The 17933-nt window shown below is 71.7% G+C and carries 12 protein-coding genes; 3 read left to right on the forward strand and 9 right to left on the reverse strand.

Annotated features, from left to right (window positions below):
- Positions 1-22 precede the first annotated feature (22 nt).
- The 6 genes from ACIG5E_RS12155 to ACIG5E_RS12180 all read right to left on the reverse strand — a co-directional run bounded on the left by ACIG5E_RS12155 (position 23) and on the right by ACIG5E_RS12180 (position 10422).
- Positions 23-859 (reverse strand): hypothetical protein, encoded by an 837-nt coding sequence (locus ACIG5E_RS12155; RefSeq protein WP_396533241.1) that lies wholly within the window; start codon positions 857-859, stop codon positions 23-25.
- 139 nt (positions 860-998) lie between these two features.
- Positions 999-5945 (reverse strand): NAD-glutamate dehydrogenase, encoded by a 4947-nt coding sequence (locus ACIG5E_RS12160; RefSeq protein ID WP_396533242.1) that lies wholly within the window; start codon positions 5943-5945, stop codon positions 999-1001.
- Between the two features lie 286 nt (positions 5946-6231).
- Complete coding sequence (gene pruA / locus ACIG5E_RS12165; protein WP_396533270.1) at positions 6232-7857, reverse strand: L-glutamate gamma-semialdehyde dehydrogenase; 1626 nt, start codon at positions 7855-7857, stop codon at positions 6232-6234.
- Positions 7858-7994: 137 nt separating this feature from the next.
- Positions 7995-8651: an HAD family hydrolase gene (locus ACIG5E_RS12170; protein WP_396533243.1), complete on the reverse strand. Its 657-nt coding sequence runs from the start codon at positions 8649-8651 to the stop codon at positions 7995-7997.
- A 51-nt stretch (positions 8652-8702) separates the two neighbouring features.
- The gene (locus ACIG5E_RS12175) at positions 8703-9212 is read right to left on the reverse strand and encodes a DUF6912 family protein (protein ID WP_396533244.1); all 510 of its coding nucleotides are present in this window, start codon (positions 9210-9212) and stop codon (positions 8703-8705) included.
- A 106-nt stretch (positions 9213-9318) separates the two neighbouring features.
- Positions 9319-10422 (reverse strand): patatin-like phospholipase family protein, encoded by a 1104-nt coding sequence (locus ACIG5E_RS12180; protein WP_396533245.1) that lies wholly within the window; start codon positions 10420-10422, stop codon positions 9319-9321.
- A gap of 335 nt (positions 10423-10757) precedes the next feature.
- Here ACIG5E_RS12180 and ACIG5E_RS12185 point away from each other — a divergent pair, with 335 nt between their 5' ends.
- Entirely contained in the window at positions 10758-11249 is a 492-nt protein-coding gene (locus ACIG5E_RS12185) for an Rv3235 family protein (protein ID WP_396533246.1), read from the forward strand.
- Between the two features lie 77 nt (positions 11250-11326).
- On the opposite strand, the gene secA is transcribed toward ACIG5E_RS12185, so the two are convergent.
- Positions 11327-14089, reverse strand: a complete 2763-nt coding sequence (gene secA, locus ACIG5E_RS12190) for a preprotein translocase subunit SecA (RefSeq protein WP_396533247.1) — start codon at positions 14087-14089, stop codon at positions 11327-11329.
- Between the two features lie 242 nt (positions 14090-14331).
- Here secA and ACIG5E_RS12195 point away from each other — a divergent pair, with 242 nt between their 5' ends.
- Positions 14332-14889 (forward strand): GNAT family N-acetyltransferase, encoded by a 558-nt coding sequence (locus tag ACIG5E_RS12195; protein ID WP_396533248.1) that lies wholly within the window; start codon positions 14332-14334, stop codon positions 14887-14889.
- Between the two features lie 71 nt (positions 14890-14960).
- Positions 14961-16163, forward strand: a complete 1203-nt coding sequence (locus tag ACIG5E_RS12200) for a winged helix-turn-helix domain-containing protein (protein WP_396533249.1) — start codon at positions 14961-14963, stop codon at positions 16161-16163.
- A 19-nt stretch (positions 16164-16182) separates the two neighbouring features.
- On the opposite strand, the gene ACIG5E_RS12205 is transcribed toward ACIG5E_RS12200, so the two are convergent.
- Together ACIG5E_RS12205 and hpf are read right to left on the reverse strand one after the other, a co-directional pair.
- A complete protein-coding gene (locus ACIG5E_RS12205; protein ID WP_396533250.1) occupies positions 16183-16938 on the reverse strand; it encodes a response regulator in 756 nt (251 codons plus the stop codon).
- 238 nt (positions 16939-17176) lie between these two features.
- Positions 17177-17872, reverse strand: a complete 696-nt coding sequence (hpf, locus tag ACIG5E_RS12210) for a ribosome hibernation-promoting factor, HPF/YfiA family (RefSeq protein WP_396242045.1) — start codon at positions 17870-17872, stop codon at positions 17177-17179.
- Between the last annotated feature and the right edge of the window lie 61 nt (positions 17873-17933).

Raw genomic sequence — 17933 nt, forward strand, 5'->3', positions numbered from 1 at the left:
AAGACAGCGGGCCGTCAGGTGGTCAGACGCACTTGATGTCGCGGTTCACCACGGCCATCCCCGCGACCTTCGCGCCGTCCACGGTGAACTCGTAGTCCCACCCCTGCTGGCCCTCGACCGGCAGCAGGTACTTGCCGTTCTTGGCCTCCAGCAGGCCCTTGCCGCCGTACACCCGCTGCAGGTCGTCCACGGTGGAGCCGGCGCCGATGCCCTCGGCGGTCTTCGCCTCGGCCGGGGCGACCAGTTCGCGCAGGCCGGAGGCGGCGAAGGAGACCCGGCCGGTGGACAGGAAGGCCTTGTCCTTGGCCTCACGGGCCACCCACATGTCCGCGATGGACTGGGTGGCGTCGGCCATCAGCTTGGCGGTGGCGGCCGAGTCCTTGGCCGCGGCGGCCGAGCCGGCGGCAGCCGCGGCGACGTCCTTGGCGGAGGCGCCGGGCGGCAGCGTCCCGGCCGGGGCTGGGGCCTTGCCCTGGGCCGCGTCCGCCTTGGCGTTGAGGTCCTTGTAGCGGGCCTCGGTGGCCGCCTCGGCGTCCATCCGGGTCTTGTCGGGCGCCGGGCCGCCCTTGTAGACGAAGTCGGTGCAGCCGTCGAGCAGCGAGACCGGCGCCGCCTCCAGCGCACCGGTGGCCAGCCCGGCGTCCTTCGCCATCCCCGGCTTCAGACCGCGGTAGCCGGCCGCCGAGAAGGCTTCCGGCCCCTTGGACGTCGGCGCCGCCGAGGGCGTGCCCGCCGCAGCCGCCGTGGTGCCCGCCTTCGCGTCCTTCTTGTCGTCGCCGCAGGCCGCCGCTCCGGCCACCAGCAGCACCACCGAGATGCCCACGCCCACCGCGCGGACCGATCCCCGGCTCTTCCCCATATCGTGATCCCCCTGAGTCGTTCGGGGATCACCGTACCGAAGGTGCGCCCACGACCCACAACCGGTTTCCCGGGGGGCGGGAAACGCGGAAGGGACCCGCGTCCGGGATGGACGCGGGCCCCTTCCGTTCAGCCGTCCGTCAGCGCATCGAACCGGTGCGCAGCAGGGTGCGGATGACGCGCATCGCGACCGAGAGGCTGGACAGCTCGTAGTTGTCCGAACCCCTTATGTCGTCGAGGGTGGCCTTGGCGCGGTTCAGCAGGGTGGAGTTGAGGTCCGCCCAGGCGTTGTAGCGCTCCTCGGGGGTGGCGCCCTCGGGGCCGCAGGCCAGGATGTCAGCGGTCAGCGCCGCGTGCGCCGCGAAGAGGTCCTCGCGGATCGCGGCCCGGGCCATCGACGACCAGCGGTCGGTGCGGGGCAGGTCGATGATGCGGTCGAGCAGGTGCGAGATCTGCAGGCGGTCGCCGAGGTCGTAGTACAGCTCGGCGACGTCGGCGACGTCCTTGCCGGAGCGGTCCGCGACCTCGGTGATGTCCAGGGTCGGGAAGACCGAGGACAGGCCGGCGATCCGGGTGGCCAGCTCGTCCGGCACGCCGGCCGCGGCGAGTTCGCCCTGGATCGACTCGAACCAGGTCAGGTCCTCGCCGCGCAGCGGCTTGGGCAGCGAGCCCCAGACCTGGTTGACCCGGTCGCGGAAGAACTCGATGGTGCCGGCGATGTCGAGCGGCTGGCGGCGGTTGTTGAGCATCCACCGGGTGGCGCGCTCGACCAGGCGCCGCGAGTGCAGCCGCATCTTGGTCTGGATCCGGGCGGGGACCTGGTTGTCCAGGCCCTCGATCCGGGCCCAGATCTCCTCCAGGCCGAAGACGGCCCGCGCGGCGGTGTGGGTCCGGGCGATCTCCTCGTAGGTCGCGCCGGTCTCCTCCTTCAGGCGGAAGGCGAAGGTGCAGCCACCGCGGTTGATCGTGTCGTTGACGATCAGCGTGGTGATGATCTCGCGGCGCAGCGCGTGGTTGTCGATCGCGTCGGCGAACCTGGCCCGCAGCGCGCTCGGGAAGTACTCGTGCAGCAGGGTGCGGAAGAAGGGGTCGTCCGGCAGGTCGGTGGCCAGCAGCTCCTCGGCCAGGATGATCTTGGTGTAGGCGAGCAGGACGGACATCTCGGGCTGGGAGAGCCCGCGGCCGCTCTGCTGGCGCTCACGGATCTGGCGCTCGGCGGGCAGGAACTCCAGGCCCCGGTCGAGCTGGCCGGCCGCCTCGAAGCGGTTGATCATCCGGGCGTGGACGTTGACCATGCTGTGCGCCTGGGCGACGGCGTTGGCCAGCACCACGTTCTGCGCGTAGTTGTTGCGCAGCACCAGGTGGCCGACCTCGTCGGTCATCTCGGCAAGCAGGACGTTGCGCTGCTTGACCGTCATGTCGCCCTCGGCGACGATCTGGTTGAGCAGGATCTTGATGTTGACCTCGTGGTCCGAGGTGTCCACACCGGCCGAGTTGTCGATGGCGTCGGTGTTGATCCAGCCGCCGACGCCCTCGGGGCCGCCGGTGGCGGCGTACTCGATGCGGCCGAGCTGGGTGCAGCCGAGGTTGCCGCCCTCGCCGATGACCCGGGCCCGGACCTGCTCGCCGTTGACCCGGATGGCGTCGTTGGCCTTGTCGCCGACCTCGGCGTTGGTCTCGCCGGAGGCCTTGACGTAGGTGCCGATGCCGCCGTTCCAGAACAGGTCGACCGGCGCCTGGAGGATCGCCTTCATCAGCTCGGCCGGGGTCAGGCGGGACTCCTGGATCCCCAGGGCGGCCCGGACGTGTGCGCTGACCTGGATCGACTTGGCGCTGCGCGGGAAGACCCCGCCGCCGGCCGAGATCAGCGACTTGTCGTAGTCGTCCCAGGAGCTGCGCGGCAGCTCGAACAGGCGGCGGCGCTCGGCGTACGAGACGGCCGCGTCCGGGTTCGGGTCGAGGAAGATGTGGCGGTGGTCGAAGGCGGCGACCAGCCGGATGTGCTCGCTGAGCAGCATGCCGTTGCCGAAGACGTCGCCGGACATGTCGCCGATGCCGACGACGGTGAAGTCCTCGGACTGGGTGTCGACGCCGAGCTCGCGGAAGTTGCGCTTGACCGACTCCCAGGCGCCGCGGGCGGTGATGCCCATGCCCTTGTGGTCGTAGCCGGCCGAGCCGCCGGAGGCGAAGGCGTCGCCGAGCCAGAAGCCGTACGACTCCGCGACGCCGTTGGCGATGTCGGAGAAGGTCGCGGTGCCCTTGTCGGCGGCGACGACCAGGTAGGTGTCGTCCTCGTCGTGGCGGACCACGTCGGCCGGGTGGACGACCTCGCCGGCCACCAGGTTGTCGGTGATGTCGAGCAGCGCCGAGATGAAGGTCTTGTACGAGGAGATGCCCTCGGCCAGCCAGGCGTCGCGGTCCACCGACGGGTCCGGCAGCTGCTTGGCGACGAAGCCGCCCTTGGCGCCGACCGGGACGATGACGGTGTTCTTCACCATCTGGGCCTTGACCAGGCCGAGGATCTCGGTGCGGAAGTCCTCGCGCCGGTCGGACCAGCGCAGACCGCCGCGGGCGACCTTGCCGAAGCGCAGGTGCACGCCCTCGACCTGCGGCGAGTAGACCCAGATCTCGAACGCCGGGCGCGGGGCCGGCAGGTCCGGGATGGCCTTCGGGTCGAACTTCATCGACACGTAGGAGTGCCACTCGCCGGAGCCGTCGTGCTGGAAGAAGTTGGTCCGCAGGGTGGCCTTGATGAGGTTCAGGAAGGAGCGCAGGATGCGGTCCTCGTCCAGCGAGACGACCTCGTCGAGCGCGCCGGCCAGCTCCTCCAGGATGCCCTCGGTCAGCTCCAGGGCGCCGGAACGGTGACTGGGGCTCAGCCGGGCCTCGAACAGGTTGACCAGCAGGCGGGTGGTGTGGGTGTTGTTGCGGAGCGCGTCCTCCATGTAGTCCTGGGAGAACGTGGAGCCCGCCTGGCGCAGGTACTTGGCGTACGCGCGCAGCACCATCGCCTGGCGCCAGTTCAGCCCGGCGGTGAGGACCAGCTCGTTGAAGCCGTCGTTCTCGGCCTTGCCGGTCCAGGTCGCGGCGAAGGTGTCCTGGAAGCGCTCGCGGGCCTCGTCGGTGAGCCCGGTGGCCTCGCGCAGCTTCAGGCCGAAGTCGTACACCCACGCGGTGGTGCCGTCGGAGCGGCGCAGCGCGTACGGGTGCTCGTCCAGCACCTCGACGCCCAGGCGCTGCAGCACCGGCAGGACCTCGGTGAGCGAGATCGGGCCGCCGACCCGGTAGATCTTGAAGCGGCGCTCGTCGTCGCCCGCGCCGACCGGCTGGTACAGGTTCAGGCGGAAGTCGCCCTCGCCGTGCAGCGACTCGATCTGCTTGATGTCGGCGACGGCGGTGCGCGGCGGGAAATCGGCGCGGTAGCCGTCGGGGAAGGCGTTGGCGTACTTGTGGCCCAGCTCGGCGGCCTTCTCCTCGCCCAGCTCGATGTGCAGCTGGTCGTGGAAGCCGTCCATCCAGAACCGGGCGGCCTCGGCCAGGCGGTTCTCGATCCGCTCGATGTCGGAGTCGGTGAGCCGGGGCAGCGCGGTGCCCGGGGCGACCCGGACCACGAAGTGCAGGCGGGTCAGCACCGACTCGGTGGCGTACACCGTGTAGTCGATGGTGGCGCCGTTCAGCTCTTCCTTGAGGATGTCGGTGAGCAGCAGCCGGATGCGCGTGGTGTAGCGGTCGCGCGGCAGGTAGATGAAGGCGGAGAAGTAGCGCCCGTACTCGTCCTGGCGCAGGAAGAGGCGCAGCTTACGGCGCTCCTGCAGGTAGAGCACGCTGGTGGCGATGGAGAGCAGCTCGGAGGCCGGGGTCTGGAAGATCTCGTCCCGCGGGAAGGTCTCCATGATCTGCAGCAGGTCGCGGCCGTCGTGGCTCTCGCTGGAGAAGCCGGACTCCGCCAGCACCGCCTGGACCTTGCGGCGCACGACCGGGATGCGGGTGACCGACTCGGTGTAGGCGGCCGAGGAGAACAGGCCGAGGAAGCGGCGCTCGCCGATCGGCTCGCCGGCGGCGTTGAACTTCTTGACGCCGACGTAGTCCAGGTAGGCCGGGCGGTGCACGGTGGCGCGGCTGTTGGCCTTGGTCAGGACGAGCAGCTTCTTCTCGTGGGCCTTGGCGCGGACCGGGGCGGAGAGGCGGCCGAAGGCCTCGGAGACCGAGTGGTGGCGGTCGTCGTGGCTGTGCGGGTCGGAGCGCAGGATGCCGAGGCCGGTCCCGGCGACGGCCTTGAGGACCTCCTCGCCCTCGTGCTCGACCAGGTCGTACTCGCGGTAGCCGAGGAAGGTGAAGTGGTCGTCGGCGAGCCAGCGCATCAGCTCCCAGGCCTCGCCGACCTCCTGCTCGGGCAGGCCGGCCGGGGGCTCCTCGGCCAGTTCGTCGGCCAGGCGCAGCGCGCTGTCGCGCATCTTGGCCCAGTCCTCGACGACCTCGCGGACGTCGCCGAGCACGCGGCGCAGGTTGGTCTCGATGGTGCGCAGGTCGTCGCGGTCGGTCTCGCGGTCGATCTCGATGTGCATCCACGACTCGACGGTCGCGTCGGCGGGCCACTCGGCGCCAGCGGCCTGGCTGCGGGAGCAGGCGTCGACGTCCAGGATCTCCAGCAGCTTGCCGGTGATGTCACGGCGGACGACCAGCTGGGGGTGGACGACGAGGTGGATCGCGCGGTCCTGGCGGGACAGCTCGTTGGTGACGGAGTCGACCAGGAAGGGCATGTCGTCGGTGACGACCTCGACCACGGTGTGGCCGCAGGACCAGCCGTTCTCCTCGACCGAGGGGGTGTGGACCCGCACCTCGGCGGTGCCCTGGGGGCGCTTGAGGCCCAGGCGGTAGTGGGAGGCGGCCGCGCCGTACACGTCGACCGGGTCGAGGTCGACCAGGTCCTCGGGCGCGGTGTGGAGGTAGTAGTGGTGCAGGTACGCGGTCAGAGCGCCGTTGCTCAGACCCTCCCCCGGCGCCGCTCCCCCCACCTGGCTGTTCTCAGCGGCTGTGGCTGCCTTCTTGAGCAGTTCGGCCTTGGCTGCGCCCAGCTTGGTCTGCATGACTTCTTGGCTCCTGTCGCGCGCCGTTGCGTGACTCGGTGGTGTGTGGGTGTACACCGACGGGTCGCTCGCAATCCTGCCGCACCGTCCGACTGAAAGGGGCTCATGGCACGCATGAAACGCCCTCCCAGCGGGTAGGACGACTCGTTCGTCCTGCAAGCCACCCGACGACGCCAGCCAGCCTAACCGGATCAATCGAAGGTTCACAGGGACAGGGAGGCGCAAACCCGCAGGATGTCGGGTCCGTCCTGGACAGCATGTCCAAACCGGAGCGTCATGTTCGCTTTCAGCCCATATGCGGGTACCTGTGATGGGTGGGCGGCACGAAGGTTTCCTTGATCGCCCGGGCCGAGGTCCAGCGCAGCAGGTTCTGGGCGGCGCCCGCCTTGTCGTTGGTCCCGGAGGCCCGGGAGCCGCCGAAGGGCTGCTGTCCGACGACGGCGCCGGTGGGTTTGTCGTTGATGTAGAAGTTCCCGGCGGTGAAGCGCAGTTCCTCCACGGCCTGGGAGATGGCGTAACGGTCCTGTGCGATCACCGCGCCGGTCAGGCCGTACGGGGCGCCCGAGTCGACCCGGCGGAGCACGTCGTCCCAGCGGGAGTCCTCGTAGACGTGGATCGCGAGGATCGGGCCGAAGTACTCGGTGTGGAAGATCTCGCCCCGGTGGTCGGAGGAGACCAGCACCGTCGGCCGGACGAACCAGCCGATCGCGTCGTCGTACTGGCCGCCGGCCACCAGCTCGACGGTCGGGTCGGCCTTCGCCCGCTCGATGGCGCCCCGGTTCTTCTCGAAGGCGCGCTTGTCGATCAGGGCGCCCATGAAGTTGGACAGGTCGGTGACGTCGCCCACCGTGAGGGCGTCCACCTCGGCCAGGAAGTCGTCCTTGATCTTCAGCCAGAGGCTGCGCGGCAGGTAGGCGCGGGAGAGCGCCGAGCACTTCTGGCCCTGGTACTCGAAGGCGCCGCGGATCATCGCGGTCTTCAGGATCTCCGGATCGGCCGAGCGGTGGGCGAGCAGGAAGTCCTTGCCGCCGGTCTCGCCGACGATCCTCGGGTAGGTGCGGTAGCCGCCGATGTTGGCGCCGATCGTCTGCCAGAGCGACTGGAAGGTGGCGGTGGAGCCGGTGAAGTGCAGCCCGGCGAGCGCCGGGTCGGCGAGCGCCACCGGGGAGACCTGCAGGCCGTCGCCGGTGACCAGGTTGATCACCCCGGGCGGCAGGCCGGCCGCCTCCAGCAGCCGCATCAGGTGGTACGCGGCCAGGGTCTGGGTCGGCGCGGGCTTCCAGACCACGGTGTTGCCCATCAGCGCGGGGGCGGTCGGCAGGTTCCCGGCGATCGCGGTGAAGTTGAACGGGGTGATCGCGTAGACGAAACCTTCCAGCGGGCGGTGGTCGACCCGGTTCCACACCCCCGGGGAGGAGACCGGCTGGTCCGCCAGCACCTGCCGGGCGAAGTGGACGTTGAACCGCCAGAAGTCGATCAGCTCGCAGGCGGAGTCGATCTCGGCCTGCTGCGCGGTCTTGGACTGGCCGAGCATCGTCGCCGCGTTGAGCGTCTCCCGCCAGGGCCCGGCCAGCAGTTCGGCGGCGCGCAGGAAGACCGCCGCCCGGTCGTCGAAGGAGAGCGAGCGCCACTGCCGCCCGGCCGCCAGCGCCGCGTCCACCGCCGCCCGGGCGTCCTCCCGGGTGGCGTTGCCGAGCACGCCCAGCTTGGCGGCGTGGTGGTGCGGCTGGACGACGTCGATCCGCTCACTGCTGCCGAAGCGCTGCTCGCCGCCGATGGTCATCGGCAGCGGGATCTGCTCGGCCGCCAGCTCGTCCAGCCGCCGGACCAGCCGGTCCCGCTCCGGGCTGCCGGGCGCGTACGCCTGCACCGGCTCGTTGACCGGGGTGGGCACCTCGGTGACTGCGTCGATGGGCATGGCGGCTCCGTCCTGGCTCTACCGGTGTCAGTCCAGCCTGACCAGGACCGGGCGGATCCGCCCGTCCAGACACGCCAACGGCGGACGTGGCGCGCGCCACCTCCGCCGTCCACGTCCGCCGTCGCGAACACTCAGCCCGTCAGGGCGCCGGCCAGCTCGACCGCCTCGGCCAGGCTGTCCACCACCGGGACGCCGACCGGCTCCAGCTTCTCCCGGGTGTGCGAGCCGCCGGTGTACAGCACCGCGTGGGCGCCCGCGTGCAGCGCCGCCAGGGCGTCGTCCGCGGCGTCGCCGATCAGCACCGTACGGGCCGGGTCGACCTGCTCGCCGAGCGCGGCCAGGTGCTTGGTCAGCTGCTCCGCCTTCTGGCCGCCGGAGGGGCCGCTGCGGCCGTCCACCCGCAGGAAGCTGCCGGTCAGGCCGAAGGAGTCGACCAGCGGCACCAGCTTGTCGTGCAGGTACATCGACAGCAGGGACTGGCTGTGCCCGGCCGCCTGCCAGCCCGCCAGCAGCTCGGGCACGCCCTCGGTCAGGCCGCAGGCCGGGCGGAGCTCGCGGTAGCGGTCCTGGAAGGCGTCGTCCAGCCGCAGCCATTCCTCCCGGGAGGGCATCCGGCCGAGCAGTCGCTCGTAGAAGCGGGGGATCGGGACCTCGTACTGCTCGCGGTACTGCTGCATGGTCATCGGCCCGACGCCGATGGTCGCGAACGCGGCGTTGCTCGCGCCGAGGACCGCGTCCATGTCGTGGAAGAGGGTGCCGTTCCAGTCCCAAACGATGTGAGTGCGCACGGGGTCAAACGGTAACCCGAACGGCCGACACGCCGGTAGGACGGGGCTCACTCAGCCCAGCAGGGACGGGATCTCCTGGGTCGCGTACCAGAGCAGGTCGTGGTCCTCCGCGCCGTCCACGGTGAACTGGGCGTCCTGGTCGCCCGAGTCGGCCGCGGCCACCGCCGCCACCGCCGCCGTGACGTCCTCGACCACCTCGGCGTCGGCCACGTCCGCGTGCACCGAGGCGGCCTTCGCCAGCTTGACCGGGCCGGCCAGCACCACCCGGCCGAGCGAGGCCTGGTCCTGGTACTCGTCGCCGGGGAAGGGCCGCACGGCCGAGTCGGCCACGTCCAGCGCCACCACGACGCGCCGGCGCGGGGCGCCCGGGTCGGCCGCCAGCAGCCGCAGAGAGGACTGGGCGGCCCGGTTCAGCGCCGCGTACTCCAGCTCCTCCAGGTCGTCGCTGACGTACCACTCGCGCAGCGCGGGCGTCACGGCGTAGGCCGCGGACGGCTCCAGGGCGCCGCCCTCGTGCGCCGCCGCCAGGCCGGTCAGGGTGGTGGGCACGTACACGCGCATCGGTGGCACTCTCCGGTTCGTCCAGCGGGGGTTCGTCCAGCGGGGGGTTCGTCCAGCGGCACAGCATCCAGCGCCCCAAGAATAAGCGCCGCCGGGCCGCCCGTGATCACCTCGGGCCGGGTCCGCGCTCGGCGGCCAGCGCCTCCCGGCTGGTCCGCAGCGCGCTCTCCAGCACCTCGCCGCGGCGGGCCGGGTCCATCAGGTTGGGGCCCATCACCGCCAGGTCGGCCAGGGTCGGCGCGAGCAGCCGCACCCGGACGCCCTCGGCCCGCAGCAGCGCGGCCTCGCGCAGCAGCTGCCGGGTCACCGCACGGCGATAGCGGCTGACCAGCTGGGCCAGCACTCCGCGCGGGCGGTCCCGGGCCCGCCACTCGCGCAGCGCGGCCAGGGTGCCGCGGCCGGAGCGCTCGGGCCGCGGGCCCAGCCGCAGGGCCATCGGGGCCAGCACGTACACCTCGTCCAGGCCGCGGCCGAGCAGCAGGTCCGCGTTGGTGGCCGACCAGCAGCCGCCGTCCACGTACGCCGAACCGTCCAGGCGCACCGGCGCGAACCAGCCGGGGATGGCGCAGGAGGCCATCACGGCGTCGGCAACCGCGACGGCCGGGGCTTCCGGGTCGCCGAAGACCACCCGGTGGCCGCTGCGGTAGTCCACCGCCGCCACCCGCAGCGGCGCGGCGGCCGTGCACGGCGCCGCCCCCGCGGTCGCGGCCGGGCTTCCCTGGACCGGCCAGCCGCCGGGGCCGAACAGCCCGCGCACCAGCTCGCCGACCGGCGCCAGCGAGCCTCGGCCGTGCGGCGCCATCGCCGAGACCATGGTCAGCAGCGGGTACTCGCGCGGGTGCCGGACGGCGTCCCGCAGCAGGTCGGGCGAGCCGATCCCGGCCCGCGGGCGGGGCGGCAGGGCGCCGCCCGCCGCCGTCTCGTAGTCGAAGGCGACCCCGGCCAGCGGGCCCTCGGTGATCGGCAGGCCGCGTTGGTGGTCGCGCAGCTGCTCGGGGGGCACGCCCCCAGCCAGCATCGCGGCCAGGATCGCGCCCGCCGAGGTGCCGAGCAGGACGTCCGCCTCGCCCGGCCGGCGCCCGGTGGCCTCCTCGACGGCGCACAGCGCGCCGACCGTCCAGGCCGCGCCGAGCATCCCGCCGCCGCCCAGCACCAAACCGCGCCGGGGCGCGCCGCCGGAGGTCGTGCCCGCCGCCGCCCGTGTGGTCATCCCGGCTGTCGTCATCCCGGCCGCCCGTCGTCGTTGGGAGCGGGTCAGGCTACCGATGGTGCGCGCGGGCGGACGTGCGGCGCAACGGGAACCGGGCCCGGCATCACCCGGTCCGCCGTACCTGGGCGTCCCCTTTCGGGCCGTACGGCCCGTCCCCGCACGTCAACCCGTCGCCCACGGAACGCCCGCCGGGCCCGGCGCCACATTGGGCGCCTCACCCGGATAGGTGAACTTCGAGCCGGTCTCCCGGCCGCTCGAAAACGCGTTGCCGCCCCGCCCGGGCCTTGGCCAGCCTGGACCCGTCCGTACCCGCACCACCCTTGTCGGGGGCCACCGTGACCGCGCAGCTCAGCACCCACCTCACCGCCCACCTCACCGCCCGCCCGCACCGCCGCGTCCGCGCCTCCGGCGGCTGCGACCCGGCCGGGCGCCGGCCGCGCCAGCCGCGCGCCGCCTGCACCGGCGCCCCCGGGTCAGCCGGGGTCCCCGGGTCAGCCCGCCATGACGCCGGGGCGCTCGCCGCCCGCTTCGCCCACCAGCTGGTCGAGGTGCTCACCGGCGCCCGGCCCTCCGGCCAGCTGATGCGGCACACCAGCCTGGACGGCTACGGGCAGCTCGCCTCGCTGGTCCGGGCCGGTGCGCTGCGCCGCGGCGGCCCCGCCGACCGGCCCCGGCTCGGCCCGGTGCACGACCGATCACCCTCACCCGACGCCGTCGAGGCCTGCGTCCGGGTCGACCTCGGCCGGCGGCACCACATGGTGGCCTTCCGGCTGGAGCAGCGCGGCCCGGCCGGCCAGTGGCAGTGCACCGCCGTGGAGGCACGATGACGGCCACGGCGTACGGGACGGCGCAGGGCGCCGCCCCGGTACCGGAGCGGCGCCCTGCGCGGCGTGCTGTGCCTGGCTCAGGCCTTTCGGCGGCGACCCTTGGCGGACTTGGCGGCCTTGCGGCGCTCGGCGCGGGTCATCCCGTCGCCGTCCTCCTCGGGCGCGCCGTCCTCGAAGTCGCCCTCGACCACACCGCCGCCGACCTCCTCCGAGGGGGCCGTGTAGTGCAGCCGCTGCGGCTTCGGGGCCTCCAGGCCCTTGGCCTTGATCTCCGGGCGGGCGGCGTCCTTCTCCAGCTTGTCGAGCAGCACCTCGGCGTCCTCCACCGGCACCTCCTCGACCTGCTGCTCGACCTGGACCTCCAGGTTGAACAGGTAGGCGACGGACTCCTCCTTGATGCCCTCCATCATCGCGGTGAACATGTCGAAGCCCTCGCGCTGGTACTCGACCAGCGGGTCGCGCTGGGCCATGGCCCGCAGGCCGATGCCCTCCTGGAGGTAGTCCATCTCGTAGAGGTGCTCGCGCCAGCGGCGGTCCAGCACCGACAGCACCACGCGGCGCTCCAGCTCGCGCAGGATCTCCTCGCCGAGCTGGTCCTCGCGGGCGCCGTACTGCGCCTGGATGTCCTCCTGGACGACCTTGATCAGGAAGTCGGGGGTCAGGCCGGACGGTCCGCCGACCTCCTCCTCCAGCTCCGCCAGGTCCAGGGTGATCGGGTAGAGCTGCTTGAACGCGGTCCAGAGCTTGTCGAGGTCCCAGTCGTCCTCGAAGCCCTCGCCGGTGGCCGCCTTGACGTAGGCCTCGACGGTGTCGTCCATGAAGTGGCCGACCTGCTCCTGCAGGTCCTCGCCCTCCAGCACCCGGCGGCGCTCGCCGTAGATGACCTCGCGCTGGCGGTTGAGCACCTCGTCGTACTTCAGGACGTTCTTGCGGATCTCGAAGTTCTGCTGCTCGACCTGGGTCTGCGCGGAGGCGATCGCGCGGGTGACCATCTTGGACTCGATCGGCACGTCCTCGGGCACGTTGGCCATCGAGAGCACGCGCTCGACCATGCCGGCCTTGAACAGGCGCATCAGGTCGTCGCCCAGCGACAGGTAGAAGCGGGACTCGCCCGGGTCGCCCTGACGGCCGGAGCGGCCGCGCAGCTGGTTGTCGATCCGGCGGGACTCGTGCCGCTCGGTGCCGAGGACGTAGAGGCCGCCGGCCTCCTTGACCTCGTCCTGCTCGGCCTTGACCGAGGCCTTGGCCTTCTCCAGCGCGGCCGGGAACTCCGCCTCGTACTCCTCCGGGTTGTCGCTCGCGGAGAGCCCGCGCTGGGCCAGTTCGGCCGCCGCGAGGTGGTCCGGGTTGCCGCCGAGCATGATGTCGGTGCCGCGGCCAGCCATGTTGGTGGCGACGGTGACGGCGCCCTTGCGGCCGGCCTGCGCGACGATCTGGGCCTCGCGCTCGTGGTGCTTGGCGTTCAGCACCTCGTGCGGGATGCCGCGCTTGCGCAGCTCCTGCGACAGGTACTCGGACTTCTCGACCGACACGGTGCCGACCAGCACCGGCTGGCCCTTCTCGTGCTTCTCGGCGATGTCCTCGACCACGGCGGCGAACTTGGCCGGCTCCGACTTGTAGATCAGGTCGGGCTGGTCGATGCGCAGCGGCGTCTTGTTGGTCGGGATCGGCACCACGCCGAGCTTGTAGATCTGGTGGAACTCGGCGGCCTCGGTGGTGCCGGTACCGGTCATGCCGGAGAGCTTGTCGTACAGACGGAAGAAGTTCTGCAGGGTGATGGTGGCCAGGGTCTGGTTCTCGTTCTGGACCTCCACCCCCTCCTTGGCCTCGATCGCCTGGTGCATGCCCTCGTTGTAGCGGCGGCCGGCCAGGATGCGGCCGGTGTGCTCGTCGACGATCATGACTTCGCCGTTCATGACGACGTAGTCCTTGTCCTTCTTGTACAGCTCCTTGGCCTTGATGGCGTTGTTCAGGAAGCCGACGAGCGGGGTGTTCACCGACTCGTAGAGGTTGTCGATGCCGAGGTAGTCCTCGACCCGGGTGACACCCTCCTCCAGGACGCCGACGGTGCGCTTCTTCTCGTCGACCTCGTAGTCGCGGTCGATCTTCAGGCGCAGCACCAGCTTGGCGAAGTCGGCGTACCACTTGGTCGCCTGGTCCGCCGGGCCGGAGATGATCAGCGGGGTGCGGGCCTCGTCGATGAGGATCGAGTCGACCTCGTCGACGACCGCGAAGTTGTGGCCGCGCTGGACGAGTTCGTCCTTCGACCAGGCCATGTTGTCGCGCAGGTAGTCGAAGCCGAACTCGTTGTTCGTGCCGTACGTGATGTCCATCGCGTACTGGCGCTTGCGCTCGGCGGGCGTCATGTTGGCCAGGATCACGCCGACTTCGAGGCCGAGGAAGCGGTGCACCCGGCCCATCCACTCCGAGTCGCGCTCGGCGAGGTAGTCGTTGACGGTGATCAGGTGGACGCCCTTGCCGGTCAGCGCGTTCAGGTACGCGGGCAGGGTGCCGACGAGGGTCTTGCCCTCACCGGTGCGCATCTCGGCGACGTAGCCGAGGTGCAGGGCGGCGCCGCCCATCAGCTGGACGTCGTAGTGCCGCTGGCCGAGCACGCGCTTGGCGGCCTCGCGGACGGTGGCGAACGCCTCGGGGAGGATGTCGTCCAGCGTCTCGCCGTCCGCGAGCCGCTGCTTGTACTCGTCGGTCAGCGCGCGCAGCTCGGCGTCGGTGAGGTTGACGAAGTCCTCTTCGATGGAGTTGACCTGGGCAGCAATCCGCTGCAGCTTGCGAAGGATCTTGCCTTCGCCGGCGCGCAGGATCTTGTCGAAGACGGACACTTGAGCGGGCTCCTTGCCTGTATTGGCACTGGACGACTGCACGGCGGGTCCACCCCACCGCACGGGCCATCGTATGCGAGGAGTCCAATGCGCCGGGAGGTGCGTCAGCACGGTATTCCCGTGTCACCCGCGCGTGCACATGGAGCGATAGCACCGTCCAATGGGACAAATCGGTCGACGGGCCGGGGAGTTGGCCGACTATTCGGATGCCCGCATTCCCCCCGCGGGGAAATAATCCGCCCATGCAAGAGCCGCGGAGCGAACTCGTCACCCTCACCACCGACCGCCTGGTCCTGCGGGCCCCGCGGGAATCGGACATCGACGCGATCTTCGCGGCCTGCCAGGATGCGGAGATCCAGCGCTGGACGGTCGTGCCCGTCCCCTACCGCCGCGAGGACGCCGAGTTCTTCGTCCGCACCCTGGCCCCCGAGGGGCTGGCCACGGGCGCCGAGTACATCTGGTGCGTGGTCGAGCGCGGGACCGACCGACTGGTCGGCACCCAGGCGGTCGTGCGCAAGGCCGGCGACCCGAGCGCCGCCTCGGTCGGCTGGTGGACGGCGAAGGAGCAGCGCGGCCGGGGCTACACCGTCGAGGCGGCCCGCGCGGTCGCCCGCTGGGCGCTCACCGACCTCGGGCTGCGCCGCCTCCAGTGGCTCGCCTACGTCGGCAACGAGGGCTCGCGCGCGGTCGCCGAGCGGGTCGGCTACCGCTCCGAGGGCACCCTGCGGTCGTACGCCGACCAGCGCGGCATCTTCCACGACGCCTGGATCGCCTCGCTGCTCCCGTCCGATCTGGACTGAGCACCTGGCCCGTAGCCGAGGGCGCCAAGGGCCCGGGCCCGCTGTCGGTGCCCCCGGATACGCTCGCCGGCATGACCGCTGCCGACCACGCCCCCGTCGCCGTCCTGGGCGCCGACGACGCCCGCCGGATCGCCCTGCGCGCCCAGGGCCTGCTGGGCGCGCCCGACCGCCGGGGCGGGGTGCGCGGGGTGCTGCGACACCTGGGCGCCGTCCAGTTGGACACCATCTCGGTGCTGGCCCGCTCGCACGAGCTGGTGCCCTACGCCCGGCTCGGCGCGGTCGGCCGCCCGGCGGTCGAGGCGGCGTACTGGGGCGCGGGCACCAGCTTCGAGTACTGGTCGCACGCGGCCTGCGTCCTGCCGGTCGAGGAGTGGCCGCTGTTCGCCTTCCGGCGCCGCCGCTACCGCGACCGCGGCCACCTCTGGGGCCACCAGGTCGCACCCGAGACGTACCGGGCGGTGCTCGACAAGCTGCGCGCCGAGGGGCCGTTGACCTCCACCGAGCTGGGCGGGGCCAAGCGGACCGCCGAGTGGTGGGACTGGTCCGACACCAAGATCGCGGTCGAACGGGCGCTGGCCTTCGGCGACGTGGTCTGCACCGAGCGCCGGAGCTGGAAGCGGGTCTACGCCCTGGCCGAACAGGCGATCCCCGACGCCCTGTTCGGCCAGGACCGGTCCGACGAGGAGTGCGTGCGCACCCTGGTGGCCCAGGCCGGCGCCGCGCTCGGCGTGGCCACCCGGGCCGACCTGCTGGACTACCACCGGCTGCGCGCCGAGCAGTTGGACCCGGTGCTCGCGGACAGCGGCCTGGTCCCGGTCCAGGTGGCAGGCTGGGGCCCGGGCGGCACCGCGGCCGCGGCCTGGGCCGACCCGGCCGCACTCGCCACCGCCCCGCGCGGGCGCCACCGCACCACGCTGCTCTCGCCGTTCGACTCGCTGATCTGGGACCGCGCCCGCACCGAACGGATCTTCGGCATGACCCACCGGCTGGAGGCCTACACGCCCAGGCACAAGCGGGTGCACGGCTACTTCGCGATGCCGCTGCTGGCCGGCGGCCGGCTGGTCGGCCGGGTCGACCCAGCCCGGGAGGGGCGCACCCTGGTCGCCCGGCAGGTCTCGCTGGCCGACGGCCCGGGAAGCGGCGCCCGGCACCTCGATGCGCTGGCCGCCGCACTGCGCGAGGCGGCCGCCTGGGTCGGCTGCGACGAGGTGCGGGTCGAGGCGCTGCACGACGAACGGCTGCGCCCGGCCCTGGAGAAGCTGCTTTCGGAATAGGAACGGCGGCGGGCGCCGCTCACCCTATTTCGAGGATCTTCTCCCGCATCGCGTACACCACCGCCTCCATCCTGGAATGCAGTTGGAGCTTCTCCAGGATGTTGCGGACGTGGTTCTTCACGGTGTTCTCGCTGATGAACAACTCCTTGGCGATCTCCCGATTGTTCATCCCCGTCGCCACCAGCTTCAGCACCTCCAGCTCCCGGTCGGTGAGCCGGGGCGCGGGCACCAGGTCCCGGTCGTCGGAGCGCCGCTGGATCATCGACTTGAACTCGGTGAGCAGCTTGGAGGCCATCGACGGGCTGATCTGCGACTGCCCGTCGGCGACCGCGCGGATCGCGGTGGCAACCTCGTCGGTGGAGATCTCCTTGAGCAGGTAGCCGGTGGCCCCCGCCTTGATCGCCTCGTAGAGGTCGGCCTCCTCGTCGCTTATCGTCAGCATGATGATCTTGGTGCTGGGCGCCACGTCCTTGATCGCCGTGCAGGCCTCGATCCCGCTGCGGCGCGGCATCCGGACGTCCATCAGGATGATGTCGGGCAGCAGGTCGGCGGCCTTCAGCACCGCCTCGGCGCCGTCCCCGGCCTCGCCGACGACCTTGATGTCCGGCTCCTCCGCGAGCACGATCTCCAGCCCCCGGCGGAACAGGGCGTGGTCGTCCACCACCAGGACGCGGATCGGCTCACCCCGGTGCGGCGCGTACGCGGGTTCCTCCGGCCCCGGTGGCAGTCCGGCGCCTGGTCCCGCTGCGGGCCCCAGCCCGAAGTGATCCCCCATCCGCTCCTCCCCCTTCGCGGGTCGACGTGCGCCCAATCATTCCACGCCCCGCCGTCGCCGCAGTCACCCTCCGATGCCGATTCCCCCGCATCGGGTGACCCCGGGACGCAATGGTTCCGAGCACCGTTCGAACCCGTCCCACCGGGCGCGCCCGAAACAGGCGGAACGCCCCGAAACGCCGGTGACCCCGGCGGCAGCCGCCGCCGGGGTCACCCCTCCGTCATTGCCGTCGGGACGGTCAGTCCTCGTCGTCGGACCGACCGATCGCACCGCCCGCGCCGCTGGCCACGCCGGCCGCCATGTCCGGCTGCACGTGGATGACACCGTAGTGGTAGCCGTGCCGGCGGTAGACGACGCTGGGCAGGCCGCTGTCCTTCTCCACGAAGAGGTAGAAGTCGTGGCCGACCAGCTCCATCTCGTAGAGCGCCTGGTCCAGCGCCATGGGGGCGGCCGAGTGCGTCTTCTCCCGGACCACCAGCGGGCCTTCGCCCTCCACTTCCAGGGATCCCATCATGGTCTTGCGGACGGCCCCGTTGGTCTCGCCCTCGTGCGCCGTCGTGTCCGGCAGCGCGGCCAGGGCCGCGGTCGCCTCGGCGACGCTGATCGGGGTGCGGCCGTTGGCGCCGCCCTTGTGCACCCGACGCCGGTCGGCCGACTTGCGCAGCTGCGCGTCGAGCTTCGCCGATGCCAGGTCGAGCGCCGCGTACGCGTCGGCGGCGGCGGCTTCGGCCCGGATCACCGGGCCCCGGGTACGAAGAGTGATCTCCACACGGTCCGACCTGTCGGCCTGCCGCGGGTTGTGCTCCTTGGACACCTCGACGTCGAGGCTGATCACCTTGCCGTCGAACTTCTGGACCTTCTCCAGCTTCTCGGCCACGTGCTCGCGGAACCTCTTGGGCACCTCGGTCTTGCGGCCCTTGACGACGATGTCCACGCAGAACTCCGATCCCTCGTGCTGACGCCGATCCGGGTGCTACCGGACCGGACTGAGCTCC

Origin of the sequence: Kitasatospora sp. NPDC053057 (assembly GCF_044546945.1) — a bacterium.
Taxonomy (GTDB): Bacteria; Actinomycetota; Actinomycetes; order Streptomycetales; family Streptomycetaceae; genus Kitasatospora.

What these genes read in the sequence shown, in the direction of transcription:
- ACIG5E_RS12155 (WP_396533241.1), bottom strand. Translation starts at nt 859, where the DNA reads ATGGGGAAGAGCCGGGGATCGGTCCGCGCGGTGGGCGTGGGCATCTCG.
- ACIG5E_RS12160 (WP_396533242.1), bottom strand. Translation starts at nt 5,945, where the DNA reads ATGCAGACCAAGCTGGGCGCAGCCAAGGCCGAACTGCTCAAGAAGGCA.
- ACIG5E_RS12175 (WP_396533244.1), bottom strand. Translation starts at nt 9,212, where the DNA reads ATGCGCGTGTACGTGCCCACCACCCTGACCGGCCTGGCGGCGGCGCAC.
- ACIG5E_RS12180 (WP_396533245.1), bottom strand. Translation starts at nt 10,422, where the DNA reads ATGACCACACGGGCGGCGGCGGGCACGACCTCCGGCGGCGCGCCCCGG.
- ACIG5E_RS12195 (WP_396533248.1), top strand. Translation starts at nt 14,332, where the DNA reads ATGCAAGAGCCGCGGAGCGAACTCGTCACCCTCACCACCGACCGCCTG.
- ACIG5E_RS12200 (WP_396533249.1), top strand. Translation starts at nt 14,961, where the DNA reads ATGACCGCTGCCGACCACGCCCCCGTCGCCGTCCTGGGCGCCGACGAC.
- ACIG5E_RS12205 (WP_396533250.1), bottom strand. Translation starts at nt 16,938, where the DNA reads ATGGGGGATCACTTCGGGCTGGGGCCCGCAGCGGGACCAGGCGCCGGA.